Source organism: Acinetobacter sp. YH12239, assembly GCF_013417635.1.
Lineage (GTDB): Bacteria > Pseudomonadota > Gammaproteobacteria > Pseudomonadales > Moraxellaceae > Acinetobacter.
In genome coordinates this window covers 395,385-414,220 of the sequence record NZ_VPDP01000001.1, presented here as the reverse complement: position 1 = coordinate 414,220, position 18,836 = coordinate 395,385, and the positions used below count along the sequence as shown (strand labels likewise).

The 18,836-nt window shown below is 38.7% G+C and carries 18 protein-coding genes; 10 read left to right on the top strand and 8 right to left on the bottom strand.

Translation table 11 applies throughout. The features are described from left to right. Nucleotides 1-31 precede the first annotated feature (31 nt). Nucleotides 32-250 (bottom strand): DUF1653 domain-containing protein, encoded by a 219-nt coding sequence (locus FTV17_RS01905; protein ID WP_004784046.1) that lies wholly within the window; start codon nucleotides 248-250, stop codon nucleotides 32-34. A gap of 233 nt (nucleotides 251-483) precedes the next feature. Here FTV17_RS01905 and ahpF point away from each other — a divergent pair, with 233 nt between their 5' ends. The 4 genes from ahpF to FTV17_RS01885 all read left to right on the top strand — a co-directional run bounded on the left by ahpF (nucleotide 484) and on the right by FTV17_RS01885 (nucleotide 4,762). Then, nucleotides 484-2,049: an alkyl hydroperoxide reductase subunit F gene (ahpF, locus tag FTV17_RS01900; protein ID WP_179997929.1), complete on the top strand. Its 1,566-nt coding sequence runs from the start codon at nucleotides 484-486 to the stop codon at nucleotides 2,047-2,049. 174 nt (nucleotides 2,050-2,223) lie between these two features. Then, nucleotides 2,224-2,568, top strand: a complete 345-nt coding sequence (locus tag FTV17_RS01895) for a hypothetical protein (protein ID WP_035265393.1) — start codon at nucleotides 2,224-2,226, stop codon at nucleotides 2,566-2,568. Nucleotides 2,569-2,717: 149 nt separating this feature from the next. Beyond that, a complete protein-coding gene (locus tag FTV17_RS01890; RefSeq protein WP_035265394.1) occupies nucleotides 2,718-3,419 on the top strand; it encodes a VIT family protein in 702 nt (233 codons plus the stop codon). Between the two features lie 131 nt (nucleotides 3,420-3,550). Next, nucleotides 3,551-4,762: a YeeE/YedE family protein gene (locus FTV17_RS01885; RefSeq protein ID WP_179997928.1), complete on the top strand. Its 1,212-nt coding sequence runs from the start codon at nucleotides 3,551-3,553 to the stop codon at nucleotides 4,760-4,762. 256 nt (nucleotides 4,763-5,018) lie between these two features. On the opposite strand, the gene FTV17_RS01880 is transcribed toward FTV17_RS01885, so the two are convergent. From FTV17_RS01880 to FTV17_RS01870, 3 genes are all read right to left on the bottom strand, one after another. Beyond that, on the bottom strand, nucleotides 5,019-6,317 hold the full coding sequence (locus FTV17_RS01880; protein WP_179997927.1) for a dicarboxylate/amino acid:cation symporter: 1,299 nt from the start codon (nucleotides 6,315-6,317) through the stop codon (nucleotides 5,019-5,021). A 535-nt stretch (nucleotides 6,318-6,852) separates the two neighbouring features. Next, on the bottom strand, nucleotides 6,853-7,632 hold the full coding sequence (locus FTV17_RS01875; RefSeq protein ID WP_179997926.1) for a TIGR03915 family putative DNA repair protein: 780 nt from the start codon (nucleotides 7,630-7,632) through the stop codon (nucleotides 6,853-6,855). Then, nucleotides 7,633-8,892: a putative DNA modification/repair radical SAM protein gene (locus tag FTV17_RS01870; protein WP_179997925.1), complete on the bottom strand. Its 1,260-nt coding sequence runs from the start codon at nucleotides 8,890-8,892 to the stop codon at nucleotides 7,633-7,635. Nucleotides 8,893-9,070: 178 nt separating this feature from the next. On the opposite strand from FTV17_RS01870, the gene FTV17_RS01865 reads away from it, so the two are divergent. Both FTV17_RS01865 and FTV17_RS01860 read left to right on the top strand, forming a co-directional pair. Continuing rightward, complete coding sequence (locus FTV17_RS01865) at nucleotides 9,071-10,120, top strand: nitronate monooxygenase family protein (protein WP_179997924.1); 1,050 nt, start codon at nucleotides 9,071-9,073, stop codon at nucleotides 10,118-10,120. Nucleotides 10,121-10,193: 73 nt separating this feature from the next. Further along, complete coding sequence (locus FTV17_RS01860; protein ID WP_179997923.1) at nucleotides 10,194-10,394, top strand: hypothetical protein; 201 nt, start codon at nucleotides 10,194-10,196, stop codon at nucleotides 10,392-10,394. Between the two features lie 45 nt (nucleotides 10,395-10,439). Here FTV17_RS01860 and dusB read toward each other — a convergent pair whose 3' ends face one another. Beyond that, the gene (dusB, locus tag FTV17_RS01855) at nucleotides 10,440-11,486 is read right to left on the bottom strand and encodes a tRNA dihydrouridine synthase DusB (protein ID WP_179997922.1); all 1,047 of its coding nucleotides are present in this window, start codon (nucleotides 11,484-11,486) and stop codon (nucleotides 10,440-10,442) included. A gap of 282 nt (nucleotides 11,487-11,768) precedes the next feature. Between dusB and FTV17_RS01850 the strand changes: the two genes are divergently transcribed. Together FTV17_RS01850 and FTV17_RS01845 are read left to right on the top strand one after the other, a co-directional pair. Next, complete coding sequence (locus tag FTV17_RS01850; RefSeq protein ID WP_179997921.1) at nucleotides 11,769-12,974, top strand: DUF1615 domain-containing protein; 1,206 nt, start codon at nucleotides 11,769-11,771, stop codon at nucleotides 12,972-12,974. Beyond that, nucleotides 12,941-13,588, top strand: coding sequence for an HAD-IB family hydrolase (locus FTV17_RS01845; protein WP_179997920.1), 648 nt, complete (start codon nucleotides 12,941-12,943; stop codon nucleotides 13,586-13,588). Before FTV17_RS01850 ends, FTV17_RS01845 begins: the two co-directional genes overlap by 34 nt. Nucleotides 13,589-13,611: 23 nt before the next feature. On the opposite strand, the gene proB is transcribed toward FTV17_RS01845, so the two are convergent. Together proB and cgtA are read right to left on the bottom strand one after the other, a co-directional pair. Then, nucleotides 13,612-14,745: a glutamate 5-kinase gene (proB, locus tag FTV17_RS01840; protein WP_035265485.1), complete on the bottom strand. Its 1,134-nt coding sequence runs from the start codon at nucleotides 14,743-14,745 to the stop codon at nucleotides 13,612-13,614. A gap of 28 nt (nucleotides 14,746-14,773) precedes the next feature. Next, nucleotides 14,774-15,985: an Obg family GTPase CgtA gene (gene cgtA, locus FTV17_RS01835; protein WP_179997919.1), complete on the bottom strand. Its 1,212-nt coding sequence runs from the start codon at nucleotides 15,983-15,985 to the stop codon at nucleotides 14,774-14,776. 257 nt (nucleotides 15,986-16,242) lie between these two features. On the opposite strand from cgtA, the gene FTV17_RS01830 reads away from it, so the two are divergent. Beyond that, a complete protein-coding gene (locus FTV17_RS01830; protein ID WP_179997918.1) occupies nucleotides 16,243-17,424 on the top strand; it encodes an MFS transporter in 1,182 nt (393 codons plus the stop codon). A 55-nt stretch (nucleotides 17,425-17,479) separates the two neighbouring features. Here FTV17_RS01830 and FTV17_RS01825 read toward each other — a convergent pair whose 3' ends face one another. After that, the gene (locus FTV17_RS01825) at nucleotides 17,480-17,854 is read right to left on the bottom strand and encodes a helix-turn-helix domain-containing protein (protein ID WP_179997917.1); all 375 of its coding nucleotides are present in this window, start codon (nucleotides 17,852-17,854) and stop codon (nucleotides 17,480-17,482) included. A gap of 117 nt (nucleotides 17,855-17,971) precedes the next feature. Here FTV17_RS01825 and FTV17_RS01820 point away from each other — a divergent pair, with 117 nt between their 5' ends. Further along, nucleotides 17,972-18,835, top strand: coding sequence for an SDR family oxidoreductase (locus FTV17_RS01820; protein WP_179997916.1), 864 nt, complete (start codon nucleotides 17,972-17,974; stop codon nucleotides 18,833-18,835). Nucleotide 18,836: the final 1 nt, after the last annotated feature.

Here is an 18,836-nt window from a genome sequence, read left to right as displayed (position 1 = left end):
AGGTGATCTAAATAAATTTTTTATGGATTGATTAAAGTGCCTGAACCAATTTAAAGCGTTCTACTTCACGATCATCACTGGTATTAATACTTTCCGTAAACATGGATAGCGGTCGAACCCAAATCGAATAGTCACCATAAAGACACTGATAAACCACCAGCTTTTCCTCCGTTTCACTATGTGTTGCTACATGCAGGACCTGATAAAGTTTACCCTTATAATGTTGATAAATTCCGCGTTGTAATTCCATCGTTCAACTCTCAAATGCAGAATTCCAATCTTAACTGAAAAAGACCAATCACACTTTAAACTACTTGAAAATTCATGCTAAGCACCCATATATAAGCTTGAAATTAATCATGAATTTTTCAATAAATTTGCAAAACCGATCAAATTTATAAAAACAAACTGTTTTATCTATTTATCGATTTAGCTTAGTATCTACTTATCGAATGAATTCTTACTCCCTTGGAGACGTTAGCAATGTTAGATCAAAATACTTCAGCTCAATTAAAAACACTACTTGAACGTTTGGAAGGCCCGATTGAATTAGTGGCAACTCTGGATGACTCTGACAAATCAGCCAAAATCAAAGAACTGGTTGAGGAAATCGCTCAACTTTCTGATTTAGTGACTGCCCGTTTTGACGGTACCAACAAACGTGCACCAAGCTTTGGTGTGGCAAAAGCCGGTGAACAGCCTCGTGTGTTCTTCGCAGGCTTACCAATGGGTCATGAGTTCACTTCTTTGATTTTGGCATTGCTACAAACTTCTGGGTATGCACCAAAAGTATCTGATGAAGTATTGGCATCCATCAAAGCTTTAGAAATCAAATCTGACTTTGATGTATTCGTATCTTTAAGCTGTCATAACTGTCCAGATGTGGTTCAAGCACTTAACTTGATCGCAATCTACACCCCTGGCACAACTGCAACCATGATTGATGGTGCATTCTTCCAAGACGAAGTTGAAGAACGCAAAATCATGGCAGTTCCAATGGTGTTCCAAGACAATAAACATATTGGTCAAGGTCGTATGACATTGGAAGAGATTGTTGCGAAGCTCGATACTAACTCTGCAGCGAAAGATGCTGAAAAGCTCAATGCCAAAGATGCATTTGATGTGCTTGTGATTGGTGGTGGCCCTGCAGGGAACACTTCTGCAATCTATGCCGCTCGTAAAGGTATCCGTACAGGAATCGTTGCTGAGCGCATGGGTGGTCAGGTCATGGACACCATGGACATTGAAAACTTTACATCAGTGCAAAAGACGCAAGGTCCTAAGTTTGCAGCTGAAATGGAAGCACATGTTCGTGAATACGGTGTCGACATCATGAACCTACAACGTGTGACTGACATCAAAGGTGCGGATGAAACTGCAAACGGTTTAGTTGAAGTGACTTTAGAGAATGGTGCAAAACTTGAATCGAAAACAGTCATCCTGTCTACAGGTGCTCGTTGGAGAGAAATGAATGTACCAGGTGAACAAGAATACAAAACCCGTGGTGTTGCGTACTGCCCACACTGTGATGGTCCATTATTCAAAGGCAAACGTGTGGCTGTGATCGGTGGTGGTAACTCTGGTGTTGAAGCTGCGATTGATTTGGCTGGTATTGTTGAGCATGTCACTTTGGTTGAGTTTGATACTAAGCTACGTGCTGACCAAGTCCTTCAAGATAAATTGAACAGCTTACCTAACACGACTGTCATCAAAAATGCGCTGTCTACAGAAGTCGTTGGTGATGGCAAACAAGTGACTGCACTGAAATACAAAGACCGTGCGACGGATGAAGAGCACATTGTTGAACTTGCGGGCATCTTCGTACAAATTGGCTTGTTGCCAAATACGGATTTCCTCAAAACGACAGAGGTTGAGCTTTCAAACCGTGGTGAGATTGTGATTAACGATCGCAACGAAACCAATGTAAAAGGTGTATTTGCTGCGGGTGACTGTACAACAGTACCTTATAAACAAATCATCATTGCTACTGGTGAAGGCGCGAAAGCATCACTGGCAGCGTTTGATTACATTATTCGTACTGGACAGTAATTTCAGCCTTAACATACCGCATTAAAGTGTAGCCCTGAGAAAACTCTTTCTCGGGGCTTTTTTATAAGCCAATATTATCTTTACAATTTTTGAATAAAACTTTATTTAAAATCTGCTTATATTGTTCTGATCCATGCTACTTGGATACTCATTGAATTAAAAAAGGAAGATAAAATGAATAAGATTCTTGTTGCTTTAGGTCTTGCTGCTACAGTTGCTTTGGTTGGGTGTAATAAGGATAAAGCTCCTGAAACTGGCGCGACAACTGGTGAACATTTAGAAAATGCTGCTGAACAAGCAGGTGCAGATATTCAAAATGCGACTGAAGATGCAGCTCAATCAACTGCAACTGCAGTCGACAATGCTGCTGATGCGACAGCACAAGCTGCAGATAATGCTGCTGCACATGCTGAAAACGCTGCGCACAACGCTTCAGAAGCGGCTAAAGAAGCAACTGCTAATGCTGCGGCAGCTGTAGAAGAAGGTGCAGCGAATGTAAAAGAAAAAGCTCAACAATAATTTGATTTTTACCAATTAAAGCCTCTTTAGAGGCTTTAATTTTTTCTCTAACAGAGCAATTATACAGCCCCAAAATACGAATCAAGCCTATACTGTATGAATAACAACTCATTTTTGAATAACATTTTCAGATAATAAGACAAAATACTATGAGCTATTCGCACCATACAGAACCACATTATATACATCGCACAGGTTGGTTAAGAGCTGCTGTTCTTGGTGCCAACGACGGTATAATTTCAGTCACTAGTTTAATCATGGGGATGGCAGCAAGTGGCGCGAATCAACATACCCTTTTAATCACTTGTATTGCTGGTTTGATTGCAGGCGCAACGTCCATGGCAGCTGGTGAATATATTTCAGTAAAATCTCAGTCTGATATTGAAGAAGCTGATCTAAAGTTTGAAGCAAGTGAGTTAGCACGCAATCCACAAATAGAACTGAAAGAATTAACGCATATTTATATACAAAGAGGACTATCACCCGAACTTGCTCATCAAGTTGCTATACAACTGAGCGAGCATGATGCGTTAGCTGCACATGCACGTGATGAAATTGGTATCCATGAAAATACAACAGCTCAACCTTTTCAAGCCGCTTGGTCTTCTGCCACCGCCTTTTCAATAGGTGCAGCTTGCCCTATGATCGCTATACTGATCAGTCCTCCTGCATATTTAGAATACAGTGTTGCCTTTTTTTGCATTTTAGCGTTATTTATTCTAGGGGCTTTATCTGGATATTTTGCTGGAACGTCTAAAGTAAAATCTGCATTGCGAATTACGCTTTGGGGAATCGCAGCGATGGCATTTTCAAGTTGGATTGGCTCACTGTTTAATGTACATGTCGGCTAACATATAAGAATTACAAATATATAAAATCAATATTACTCAGCAGCATTTAATGCATAAATGTAGTGTAGGACTATCAACTCACAATCAATCAATTAAAATACTGATGTGTTTTATCAGCTTTTCTTATCTTCATGTCCATTATTGCAGCTCAATCTGACCGATCACAGTCATCGGTCTGGATCGCTATTGTTTTATTGATTGTAGGCACCTTTGGTGCTTATCAAATTGTGGGAATTAATCAAGCCCTGTTATTCCTTATTGGTGGTGCGCTTGGTATGACGCTCTACCATGCATCATTTGGTTTTACATCGAGCTGGCGCGTTTTTATTAAAGAACGCAAAGGTCGTGGTTTACGTGCACAAATGATTATGCTCGCACTGGCAGTACTGCTCTTCTTCCCAGCTTTAGGTGCAGGTGAGTTATTTGGTCAACCAGTTAAAGGCAACGTCAATCCCGTATCGATGTCCGTGATGATTGGTGCATTTATTTTCGGAATTGGCATGCAACTGGGTGGTGGTTGCGCATCTGGGACACTCTATACAGTCGGTGGTGGTAGCTCACGTATGCTGATCACTCTATTCTTTTTCTGTTTAGGCTCACTGATCGCTACTTCACATATTGAATGGTGGTTTGCACTGCCACATTTAGCCCCTATTTCAGTAGTACAAAGCTTTGGTGTTATTCCAGCGCTAATACTCAATTTCCTGCTATTTGGTTTGATCGCATTAGCAACAGTCTACTTCGAGAAAAAACGCCACGGTCAGCTTGAACAAGAACCTGTTGCAGCTCATCAAGGCTGGAAACGTTTCCTAAAGGGACCATGGCCTTTGATTTGGGGTGGTATTATTCTCACCCTGCTTAATTTCGCCACGCTTGCATTGGCTGGTCGTCCATGGGGTGTCACATCTGCACTCGCAGTATGGGCAGCGAAAGGTGCAACATTGGTCGGAATTGATGTAACAGCTTGGGAATATTGGCAACAACCTGGAAATGCGAAAGCTTTAGCAAATTCATTGTGGTTCGATATCACCTCCATGATGAATTTTGGCATCATGCTCGGCGCTTTACTTGCAGCAGGTCTCGCTGGAAAATTTGCACCGAGTCTCAATATCCCTAAACGCTCAATTCTCGCAGCAGTCATTGGGGGTATCATGTTGGGTTATGGCGCTCGATTAGCATATGGTTGTAACATCGGTGCTTATTTCAGCGGCATTGCATCAGGCAGTTTACATGGTTGGTTATGGCTGATTTTCGCTTTTATTGGTAATGGTATAGGTGTGAAACTTCGTCCAATATTTTTCCCGAATGAAAAGCCTCAGCCTGAAAAACTTACAGGTTGCTAATCAGCAAATATCGATATTTAAGAACGCCTAATTTCAATTGGGCGTTTTTTATCTTTCTATAATGCAATTACAACCATTCAAGAGGATAAGAAAGAAAAAGAAAGGAGTATTAAATTTTTAGCCGATTGAAATCAGCTACGCCACCAAAGTTTGTTCTTATAATAAATCTTAATGCGCTTACTCTGAGTTTGTTAAATGCTGCATCATCTATATAAAAAACCCATCCGAAGATGGGCTTAAGATGTTAAAAGTGAAGTCAAGCCTCTACTTTATTTTTCAAAGTTGCATCTAATTGTTCTTTATCTAATGCATTATCCCAACGTGCTACAACAATTGCTGCACAAGCATTCCCAACAAGGTTAGTTAATGCGCGGCATTCAGACATAAAACGGTCGATACCTAAAATAAGCGCCATCCCTGCAACAGGTAATGCAGGAACAACGGATAATGTAGCTGCCAGAGTAATAAAGCCCGCACCCGTTACACCTGCAGCCCCTTTTGAACTAATCATCGCTACCAACAAAATTGTGATCTGTTCCCAAATGGTCAAATCGATATTACAGGCTTGAGCAATAAAAAGAGCAGCCATCGTCATATAGATATTTGTACCATCTAAATTAAATGAATATCCAGTTGGAATGACCAAACCAACGACCGACTTTTCACAACCCGCTTTTTCCATTTTATTCATCAGCGTTGGCAGTGCAGCTTCAGAAGAGCTCGTACCTAATACTAACCATAATTCATCTTTGATATAGCGGATGAGATCAATGATAGAAAATCCATTGTAACGTGCAACTGCTCCCAGAATAAGCAGAACAAATAAAAGTGAAGTAATATAGAACGTTACGATTAATAATAGTAAATTTCCAATACTTGAAATACCGAAAGCACCAATCGTATACGCCATCGCACCAAATGCACCAATTGGAGCCAGTTTCATCAACATACCGACAAGGTAAAATACTGGAGCGGTCAGTGTCGTTAAGAAATCTGTAATTGGTTTCCCTTTTTCACCCACCGCTGCAAGCGCTAAACCAAATAACACAGCAACAAATAAAACCTGAAGAATATCCCCACCCGCTAAAGGACTGATTAAAGTCTTTGGTATGATATTCATGAAGAAGTCAACAATAGAGGCATCCTGAGCTTTTTCAACATAAGTCGAAACTTTGTCACCTTCTAAAGCAGCAGGATCGATATTAAGACCTTTACCCGGCTGAATAAGATTAGCAACAATCATGCCAACAATCAGCGCAAGCGTAGAGAAAGTTAAAAAGTAAGCCATTGCTTTACCCGTCACTCGCCCCACTGCGCCCATATTTGTCATACCAGCAATACCCGTGACCACAGTCAAGAAAATAACGGGTGCAATGATCATTTTGACGATTTTAATAAAAGCATCGCCAAGAGGTTTTAAACTTGCCCCCAACTCAGGCATAAAATGTCCAAGTGTGACACCCGCAATAATTGCAAAGATGACTTGAACATATAAAATTTGATAAAACTTTTGCTTCTTAGGTGGTTGAGATTGCTCATCAACGTGAATATCCATGGAAGACCCTTCTAATTCAAAAAGTGAATCCATTGTTAAATGCAATAAATTTCACACTCAAAAACGAATTGCGCGTTAAATAGTTTCAAAGGTCGAAATTCTAGTGATATTCACTTTTTGAATGAATAAATTGGGCTTAACTATTAGTCTAAGAAAAAAAAATTTACGAAGTCTAATTGAACTGAGATGGCTAAATATGAATCGTTATCAAAATTAACTCGTATAAAATTAAGTATTGATATTTATATAAAATAAATTAAAATTAAAAAATCATAAATTAATTTTGAATATTAAATATACAAAATAATTTTATTTTATGACCCAATATATATTTATAAAGTATAATTAAATTTCAATGTAATCCAAGTACAATATATATAAATATATAATTCAATAGCTTATATGAATTACACCTAAATAAATATAATCTAAAAATATTAAAAAATTTAGCTGTATAAATTTAAAACACTCTTACATAATTGTTTTTATTATATTTTATTAAATAAATTCAATAACTTATTTTTAAAAAATCACACTATACCTGTTTTTCATTCATATATCTCCAATACCTTTTAGGTACGTATTGAACATGCAATTTAGGATTATCACGTGCCACTATATTTACACTCTTAAAATAATCCTTCCAAAGTTGATCATATAGCTCTTCTTGATCATCGAGTTCAATCATGAATGATTGACTAGAACCTATATGGATATTTTGATCAATTTCGGCTGCATTCAAATTAACTTGATGGACTTGCTTCAAATCATAGTAAATTCCGTAGCGTCGCTTTTCATCATAAATTAACCAACGCTGGTCTTGATAACGTGCTTTGAAATGCTTAGAAATTAAAGGCAGAACATTAAAATCTGGTCTTACTAAAGATAGAAATAAACCATCCTTACACTTTTTAAAGCGAACAAATGCCTCCATTCGGTGCTTTTCACGACCAACTTGTTTAGCCCATTGTGCTAGCGCTAAAACATCACGATGACCGAAATTTTTTTCAACGGCGTATTGGTGCTTAAAGATATAAATGGAATAATCAAATAGATGTTGGTATGCCACTTCCTGCTCAGTCAAAAAAGTAAAATACCAATTACGTAAACTTGAAGCAGAAATTTTAGATTTTAAACCTTGCCAGACTCGTTCAGCTTGCTTTTCTTCACTATAAACTCGGACTGACTCATCAAATAAATTCTGGTGAGTATTTACTTCAGTTTGAACTTTTACGTCAAACTCTCTAAATTGAAAAGCTCTAAAAACACAGCACAGTAACCCGGTCATCGTACCATCAAAAACATACAGCGCCATTTAAAACCCAAATCCAAGTTGAGGTGACAGTTGTTTCACATATTTTGATTGTCCACTTTGTAAAATTTGCTGGCGGATCTGATGAGCGTGTTGTTCTCTTTTAAATTTGGGTGTGTCAGCACATCGAATAAAATGTTGAGCACGATTATAAGCAACGCCTAAGCGCTTTAACTGATCGATATGAATTTTTCCAAATCGGCGAGCCTGTACAATTTTCTTAGCAGACCTCACACCAATGCCAGGAACACGCAAAATCATTTTATATTCAGCAGTATTGATATCCACTGGAAACTGCTCTGGATGTCTTAGAGCCCAACCTAATTTAGGATCAACCTCTAAATCTAAATTGGGGTGTGCTTCATCCACAATTTCGTTGGCTTCAAATCCATAAAAACGCATTAACCAATCTGATTGATATAAGCGATTTTCTCGCAATAACGGCGGTGCAGAACCTACAGCAGGTAAAGCAGCCTCTTCTGGATTTATAGGTATATATCCTGAGTAATACACCCGTTTTAATTTAAAATCTTTGTAGTGCTTGTCAGCCATCAAGATCACATCACGATCTGTTTCGTGATGCGCACCGACCACCATTTGTGTTGTCTGACCAGCAGGCACAAATTTGGGAACCGACTTGATTAATTTTCTCTCATCTTTCAATTCAATCAAACGGTCTCTCACAATAGCTAAATCTTTCTGCACCTCTGCATGCGACTTTTCAGGTGCAAATTTCACCAAGCCTTCTTCTGTCGGCATTTCTAAATTAATGCTCATACGATCGACATACAGCCCAGCCTCATGAATAATTTCTTGCGAAGCGCCAGGAATAGTTTTGAGATGAATATATCCATTAAAATTTTCTTCCAGCCTTAATTTTTTTACGACTTGAAGCATTCTCTCCATGGTGTAATCCGCGGATTTAAAAATTCCCGAACTTAAAAATAACCCTTCTATATAGTTTCGACGATAAAAATTAATGGTCAGATCTACCACTTCTTGGACGGTAAATGCCGCTCGCTTTACGTCATTTGAACGGCGAGAGACACAATAAGCACAATCATAAATACAGACATTTGAGAATAAAATTTTTAATAACGAAACACAGCGACCATCTTCGGTATAACTATGGCAAATTCCTGAACCTGTATTACCAAGACCTTTATCTTTGTTCTTGCGGTTACTACCACTTGATGAACAAGACACATCATATTTGGCAGCATCAGCTAAAATCTGTAATTTTTCACGGATACGATCAGACATATATGTATGGGGAAGCAATGAGATTTCGAATATTATAATTGTTTATTTATTCTACTAAATGTCGCTGATCATTCATGCGACACAGTTTGACGCTTTGCATTTTCGCACTAAATAATGAATATAATTTGATTCTCCGATCATGATTGTGCAAAGTGAAATTAAATCATGGAGCTTGATTATGTCTTTACTCGAACAATTATCCATTCAGCATCCCATTTTTTTAGCGCCAATGGCTGGGGTATCCACACCAGAACTGGCAGCTGAAGTATCCAATCAAGGTGGTTTAGGGTCTCTTGGTTTAGGTGCTGCCAGTATCGAAAATGCTCGACAACAAATTGTTGCAACTCAAAAATTAACAGATTTACCCTTTCAAGTGAATTTCTTTTGCCACAAACCAGCTCAACTTGATTCTGAACGGAATCTAAACTGGATAAATTATCTAAAACCTCAATTTGATAACTTTAATACCGAACCGCCCAAAGAATTAAAATGTATTTACCCCAGCTTTTTAGATAATGATGATTTTTTAGATTTAGTCTTAGAAACTCGACCTAAGGCGGTGAGCTTACACTTTGGGATACCTCATGCACATCAAATCTCTGCCCTCAAAGAGGCTGGTATTATCACGATGGTATCAGCAACGAACTTAGCGGAAGCTAGAGCAATTGAAGACGCTGGCATTGATATCATCATTGCACAAGGTATTGAAGCGGGAGGACACCGTGGTATTTTTAATGAGCATTTTGACAGTGCAATCAAAACAGCTGATTTAGTAAAATTACTTGTTCCTACCTGCAAGATACCTGTCGTAGCAGCTGGTGGAATCATGAATGGATTTCAAGCTAAATATATGATGAATCTCGGAGCTTCAGCCGTACAACTCGGTACTGCATTTGTACAATGCAAGAGTTCAGCTGCTAATGCAGCTTATCGTAATGCATTATTAAGCAAGCCTTTAACTCAAATCACTTCAAGCATCTCTGGACGACCAGCGAGAGGGATAATCAACAGTTGGTCAACTCTCGTAGATTTACCTCAGCGTGAGTTAGTTGCTTCCTACCCTTATGCCTATGATTTAGGTAAACAACTTAATGCAGCAGCATTAACCAATAAAGATGAAAGTTTTGGTGCATTCTGGGCAGGAAGTAATGTAAATCAAATCAGAGCTTTAGAAGCACCTGACTTAATCAATCAAATCATATTAGAAATTGATCAATATGATGCTTAGATAATCGATAAAACCCATACCGAGCTATAGTTTTTTAATTTACAATGAATTGTTAAATTATGTAGCGAAAAGTATGGGTTTTGTATTATTAGCACTTGTGGCGATTGGATTCGGAATCGACACCTATTCACATGCTCAAGATAAAGATCAGTCTACTCAACATAATATTGAGCAGCTAGATGCTCAAAATTTAAATCAAGATCAATTACATTCTTCTGAAGAGAAAAAATCAGATTCTCAAGTAAATTTACAACCTCTTGAATCTAAAAAGTAAAATGTATGAATAACTTATCTCAGTTGAGTGCTGACATATAGAAACTCAACCTGATTTTAATAAATCCACAGATTCCACTTGAACATCACTCATAATTTGCCCTTCTGACAAAAGTAAATCGAAATAATTGGCTACGACCTTGGCTTGTTCCGCCGTACTTTCTACTTTGTACATATTCTGACGAAATTCATTACTTGAGTGGAGACCTTTGGTGTACCACGCGATATGTTTACGTGCAATGCGACAGCCTGAATACTCACCGTAAAATTCATATAGCTCATTCAGATGACCCAATAGAACTTCTTTTACTTCAGCAATCGATGGCGCTGCAAGTGGCTGTCCCGTTTTTAAATAATGAGCAATTTCTCTAAAAATCCATGGACGACCTTGTGCTGCTCGGCCAATCATCACGGCATCAGCACCAGTATGATCTAATACATACTTAGCTTTCTCTGGGCTATCAATATCTCCATTTGCAATGACTGGAATAGAGATATTTTGCTTCACTTTTTTAATTAGATCATAACGTGCAGTATTTAAATACATATCTTCCCGTGTACGACCATGCAATGCTAAAGCTGCAATACCCGCTTGTTCTGCGCGCTTCGACACACGCATAATATTTTCATGTCCGTTTAAAAATCCTAAGCGCGTTTTAAGTGTTACAGGGACATCTACTGCTTCGACCACCGCATCTAAAATTCTGGCTACCAAGTCTTCATCTTGTAAGAGTGCAGAACCTGCTAATTTATTGCACACCTTTTTTGCTGGACAGCCCATATTGATGTCAACGATTTGAGCACCATTTGACACTTGATATCGTGCAGCTTCAGCTAAATCCCGTGGGTCTGATCCTGCTATTTGTGCTGAAATTGGAGCAATTTCACCATCAAAGTTGGCTCGATAGAGACTTTTCTTGCTCATACGCAGCGTTTTGTCAGAAGTCATCATTTCACTAACTGCATGTCCTGCACCAAAATATTTACACAAGGTTCTAAATGGTCGATCCGTTACACCTGCCATGGGTGCTACAAAAACAGGAGTTGTTTTTTCGCGATCAAATAAATCACGGATCACAGGATGTTGAGACATGAATAATACCAATGATGATGAAACAGTTTCAGAATGCTTAACTTTTTAAATCTGCACTCATTGAGAGATTGAAATTGGATACAAGCATTAAATTATATAACGTTTGAAACTAAAAATATGTTTTATCTCATTTTGCTTGAATGTTAATGGATAAACTTAAGCTCAACACTTAGATTTTGATTTGAAGCATACTGCCATCATCTTGTATACATATAAGTTCTCACAAATCGTGAATGAAATAGTATACTTCGCTAGAATCTTTATCCCTGATACTTTGCATTTATGAAAAATAGCTTTCGCTCTAATGTAATTTTTAAAGCCTGTAGTGTTGCTACATTAAGTTTATTCATGAGTGCTTGTGGTGACTCATCATGGTGGAACACACAAGATAAAACGATTGATGCAGATCAAATCTCAAAACTCATTCCTGGCCGCGTTAATAATCGTGGTTCATGGGCCGAGGATATTTATAAAATAACAGAGCAACTCGGTATACCCCAAACGAAAGAAAATGTGTGTACCATTATTGCTGTAGTCGATCAAGAATCTAATTTTGTTGCAGATCCCCATGTACCCGGACTAGGTGCCAAAGCAGTTAAAGAAATTGAAGATCGTTTAGATGAAAAATTCAAAGATAAATTAGGAGATAGTATTGGAGGCACCGTTGCTGGGTATTTCCAAGAGGTCTTAAAAAATCAACCAACACCTGAAGACAATTATCTTAAACAAATGCGGAAAGTCTCTACCGAACGAGAATTAGATGAATTGTATCGTGAGATTTTTGCTCACATGGCAAAACACTACCATGTCAGTGCACTCACTGGTGCAGCTAAACTCGTTGGTCAAGATATTGGTGAAAAACTAAATCCCATTACCACTTTAGGCTCTATGCAAGTTCATATTAGCTATGCAAAAGATCATAAGCGCCAAGGTGGAAGTATCGCAGATCTAAGATCAGACCTTTATAGTCAATATGGCGGACTCTATTATGGTATTCACCGCCTGATGATGTATCCAGCAGATTATGATCAACCCATCTATCGCTTTGCAGACTACAATTCAGGCATGTATTCAAGTCGTAACGCCGCTTTCCAAAGCATGCTCAATGAATTAACAGCAGCGGAGTTAACGCTTGATGGCGACTTATTACTGTACAATAAAAATGGCAATCCAAAAGCTGAAAAGAGTCAATCTGAACAAGAACTTATCAATGTATTTGCCGCAAATAATGTATTTATTACACCTCGTCAAATTCGAGCTGATTTAAAGAAAGAAAAAGAGAAAAAGTTTGAAGATACGCAAACTTATAAAGCTGTGACTGAGCTTTACGAAAAGAAAATTGGAAAAGAAAAATTTTATGCCATTATGCCTGAAGTGGTTATTTCAGGTCCTAAGCTTAGTCGCGACTACAATACCAACTGGTTTGCTACGCGAGTTAACGGTCGATATCAAACATGTATGCAGAAAGCAAAAAGAATCAAAACCTAGCATTATTTGATTTTGATGGAACATTATGTGATAAAGATAGTTTTACTAGCTTTATCTTTTACGCCTTATCAAAACGACATATTGTTAAGCAAGGACTAAAAACCCTGCCTTGGATTCAAGCCTATTTTTTAAATATTTACCCCGCGCACGCAATGCGCCCTAAGCTATTCAAGGCAATGTTTGCTGGATTTTCTAAATCTGATGCTGATTCGATAGCACTTGAATACGCCTATTCATTACAACAACATCTAAACTCACCCATTTATGAACAACTGATAAAGCATCAACTCCGTGGTGACCGCATTACGATTGTCTCTGCATCCATTGATATTTATTTAAAACCCATTTCTCAGATTTTAAATGTAGATTTGATTTGTACTGAAACTGAAGTGCTCAATCAGTTTTATACGGGTCATTATTCTTCTCCTGATTGTAGTGGTGAAGAAAAAAGACAACGCATACTCAAGCAATATGATGTAAACCAATTTCAATCAATTTATGCTTATGGAAATTCTTATGAGGATCAAGCGATGTTGGATATGGCTGATTATCCTTATATGGTCGGATCATCTCATCAATTACCCGATCTTGATCCACAAAAAAAGCTCGCCTAAGCGAGCTTTTATTAAATAAGAAATTAATAGATCGCCATATGATTGCGATGGATCATTTCTAATGAACGTGCTTCACCTAGAACTTGGTGTACCTTATCTGAGGGTAAGCCTTTGACAATTTCAGCGCTACGTGAACTAAAATTGACACGACCAACTGCGACGCGATGCCGTTGCTGATCCACACACTCCACCACATCACCACGTTCGAAATGCCCCTCTACTGCTTTCACACCTACAGGCAATAAACTCCGATGATTTTCTTTGATCGCTTTCACAGCACCATCATCAATCACCAATCGCCCTGCAGTTTGCAAATGCGCAGCTAACCATTGTTGGTGAGCAGTGATTCGATCATTATCAGTGATAAACAACGTACCTAGCATCTCACCCGACATTAATCGAGTTAACACATGATTACTGTCTCCACTGGCAATCAGTGTAGGACATCCTGATTTCGCAGCTAAACGAGCAGCGCGTACTTTGGTCAGCATTCCACCTCGACCAAACTTACCACCACCACCTGCCATATCAAACAAACTTTCATCTAATGCGCGAACTGTATGAAACAACTTCGCATTAGGATTTGAGCGAGGGTCTGAATCAAACATCCCCTCTTGGTCTGTCAAAATAATCAATAAATCAGCATGAACTTGGCCTGCAACCATTGCAGCTAAAGTATCATTGTCTCCGAATCGAATCTCATCAGTGGATACAGTGTCATTTTCATTAATCACTGGAATCACTTTCCAATCGATTAAATGCTGTAAAGCATCACAAGAATTCAAATAACGTCGACGGTCGGCCAAGTCATCATGAGTCAATAAAACTTGGGCAGATTGAATATTGTGATTCAACAATACACTAGACCAAGTTTGTATCAGCCCCATTTGACCAATGGCAGCACAAGCTTGAAGACTGGGTAGATCCGTGGGTCGATTCTCAAGTTTCATTCGAACCATACCTTCAGCCACAGCACCGGAAGACACGAGAATAATCTCATGCCCTGCATTGTGTAGATCTGCAATTTGCCCCGCCCAATGCGAGATTGCATCTATATCTAAACCTTTTCCGTTTGCTGTGAGTAAAGATGATCCGATTTTAACAACGATTCTTTTGCAACCCTTGAGCTGACGTTGCCCATCTACCACTTCTATCATCTTGTCCTCTGTCTCTTATATAAAGAGATTAACGTACGTAGTACACTTCCATTTCGCCATCATCTTCATCATCGTCAAAACCGTCATCCTCTTGACTTGCAAGACGTTGTTTACGACGCATTTCACGATAAGCCTCTTTAGCGGCAATGGTTTGTTCACGTGTTTCAGCTTCAAGCTGATCACGGAATGCTTGCATTTCTGCTGCATACTCTGGATCTTCAACTTCACGTTCACGCTGTTGTTCAATTTGATCCATTAAATAATAAACGACTTCTTTGGTTCCCTCAGACATCAAGCCTGAGGTCTTAAATACTGGACCATCCCATTTCAACTCTTCAAGGATGTGATTACACCACTCATCTCTTGAGTCTTCAGGCAACTGATCTACTTTATTTAAAACCAACACCACTGGGAGTTTTGACAATGTTGGAGAGAACTTAAAAAGCTCATTTAAAATTGCCTTAGCATTATAAGCTGGATCTGATCCATCAATTGGCTGTACATCCACGATATGTAGAAGAATACGAGTACGCGCCAAATGTTTTAAGAAGCGAATACCAAGACCTGCACCTTCTGCAGCACCTTCGATCAAACCTGGAATATCAGCCATTACAAATGAACGGTGACGATCTGCATCTACAACACCAAGATTAGGTACCATAGTTGTAAATGGGTAATCTGCTACTTTTGGTTTTGCTGCAGAGACAGCACGAATAAATGTTGATTTGCCCGCATTTGGCATACCTAATAAGCCAACATCTGCCAAAACTTTCAGCTCTAGACGAATTTCGCGGAACTCACCTTTGTTACCATGTGTACATTTACGTGGAGAACGGTTCGTTGATGACTTAAAGTGAGTGTTACCTAAACCACCGTCACCACCTTGAGCGACAAGGACACGTTGACCATTTTCAATTAAATCACCAATGATGTCGCCAGACTCAGTATCTACAATTGTTGTTCCTACTGGAACATATAGTGTTACGGATTCACCACCGCGACCTGCACAGTTTGCGCCAGCACCATTTTTACCACGTTCAGCACGAAATCTACGGGTATAACGATAATCTACAAGCGTACTGGTGTTGTCATCAGCTTGAATATATACGCTGCCACCACGACCACCATCACCACCATCTGGACCACCAAATGGTACGAATTTTTCACGGCGAAAACTGGCTACGCCATTGCCACCGTCGCCAGCCTCTACGGTAATGACTGCTTCATCAACAAAGCGCATAATGCCAATCCTCTAAAAACTTTAAAACCGCCTATTCTGCCATATTTTAAAGTATTTCTCGACTATATTTATGCAGGTTGAGAATAAGTTAGCGACTTTTTTCATGAATTGAGTCTTTAATGTTTTGGTGTATCACTGCATTAAATTTGATTTATTCATTACTCATTGTTTTATCAAATGACATCATTGGTTTTATTTATTTCTGAAACCACAAAATAATGCCTATAGTGCATTAAATTGCACTCTAAGATTTTGACATGGATCGCTCTGCTACCCCTTTATCCTCACAATTCGTGCTTATTATGGCTTTGGCCTGTGGTGTCTGTGCAGGTTCAGCTTATTTCAATCAACCACTGATTTATTCAATCGAAAGAAGTTTAGAAATTTCGACCAGCCAAGCCGGATTTACCGTAGTTATCGCTCAAGTGGGTTATATGCTCGGACTCATGCTTTTGGTTCCCCTTGGAGATTTTTTTAATAAACGAAAACTCATTGTGAGTTTAATGATATTTGCGGCAATTTCGCAGATCCTTTTGTCTTTCAGCTCAGATATCAGCACTTTATATATCTTTACACTCTGTGCAACATTTGGAGCCATATCAGCACAAGTATTAATTCCTTTTGCTTCTTCCATTAGCCCACCTGAATTAAGCTCAGCAGTTGTAGGTAAACTCATGAGCGGACTGGTCATGGGGATTATTTTATCTAGGACATTTGCCGGCTTTGTTTCAACTTATTGGTCTTGGGAAGGCGTTTATTTTAGTAGTGGTATTTTAACATTATGTTTTGCATGTTTAATGTGGAAAAAGCTACCCAACACTCAACCGGCTTCTCATTTACAAGTCACTGATATTTACAAATCACTTTGGAGCATCGCGAAGAATAATCCGCATCTCATACGCCGTGCCTGCGCGGGTGCCCTAGGATTTGGCATTCTCTCAATGGTGTTTACATCGATGACTTTTGTTCTAGGGAGTGCCCCATATCAATTTACTGATTTTCAAATTGGACTATTTGGTCTGTTAGGTATTATCGGAATTTATTCCTCAAGTTGGTCTGGTAAAACAGTTGGCAAAGGGAAAGAAGAATTTGTCGCTCAATTATGTATCAGCTTGATGCTGTTCTCTTGTATTCCATTATATTTCGCACAACAGAACATCTTCATTTATGCGCTTGGCGTATTGATGAGCTATTTTGGTCTCACTGCATTTCATGTTTTAAATCAGAATCTAGTCTATCGTATTGATGGTCAAGCACGCTCACGAATTAATGCTGTGTATATGACCATTTACTTTTCAGGCGCTGCACTAGGTTCTTTAGGTGCTATCTATGCTTGGGAACATTATGCATGGATTGGTTGCGTTGCTTTGGGACTGTTTTTCTCAATTTTAATTTTATGTATTGATCGTTATGATTTTAAGATCATGAAAACCATATAAACATCTCGCTCAGTACACACTTTAAACTGAGCGATAACAAAATGATGAAGTATAACTATCGCGTAATAAGTGCCTTACTTTCCAAAATTTCGGGTAAATTTCGCTCAATCCAATGGATCAACTCATTTAATTTCATCGCTGCATTTGAACCCAATACAGTGAGTTGATACTCCACCTTTGGAGGAACTACTGGATAAACAGTGCGTAAAATAAAACCATCTTTTTCTAAGGTTTTTAGTGTCTGAGCCAACATTTTTTCGCTCACCCCCTCAATTCTTTGTTTTAGCTCACTAAAACGATGCACACCATCACTCAAGCAACTTAGGACGAGAACTGACCATTTACTGGTGAGATGCTCCAAAATTTCACGAGAAGGACATTCACTGGATAAAACTTGACCTAATAAATCACTATGCGCATATGTATTCATCATTTTTCTCTTAACAGTTAATAACTTACTTTTAGGTATGTACTTTCATTAAGTAAGTTAACAGATTAATATGCCTGCATCAAGTTTATTTTTTAGCCACAATGAGAGGAAATTAAAATGAAAATTGCGATTACAGGTGCAACTGGTGAATTAGGTCGTTTAGTTGTTCAAGAACTTAAAAAACTTCATAGCGAGCATGAAATTATTGCTTTGGTTCGCAACCCAGAAAAAGCTAAAATTTTGTTTGCTGAAGATACTCAAGTACGCAAATTTGATTATGATCAGCCAGATGATCTCGCAAATTCCCTTCAGGATGTTGATAAACTCCTGCTCATTTCTGCCAATGAAATTGGTCGTCGCACTCCACAACACAAGGCTGTTATCGATGCTGCGATTCAAGCTAGAGTTCCTCACTTAATCTATACCAGCTTACTGAATGCAGATCACTCTCCGCTTGGCTTAGCCAATGAACATCGAGAAACAGAAAAACTAATACGAGAAAGTTCTATTACCTACACCTTTTTAAGAAATAATTGGTATAGCGAAAACTATTTATCTGCGCTCACCCATCAAATCGAAACAGGCATGGTATACGGAGCTGCTCAAGATGGTTTAATTAGTTCAGCTTCTCGTTTGGATTATGCCACTGCTGCAGCTCAAATATTAAATGATGAGTCAGCTCAACATTTAAACAAAGTTTACGAGCTTGCTGGTAGCGAAAGCTTTAGCTTAAATGATTTTGCGACCTTACTTTCTGAATTTTCACAACAGCCTGTGAAATATCAAAACTTATCTCCAGAAGATTATCGTCAAGGATTAATTCAAGCTGGTTTACCACTAAGTCTCATTGACATCATTATAGATGCAGATCTTCACACCGCCCATGGTGCGCTGTACAGTGTAAGCAAAGATCTTGAACATTTAATTGGTCGAAAAACCACACCGATTCGTGAAAGCATTCAGCAAGCCCTGAATGCTTAGA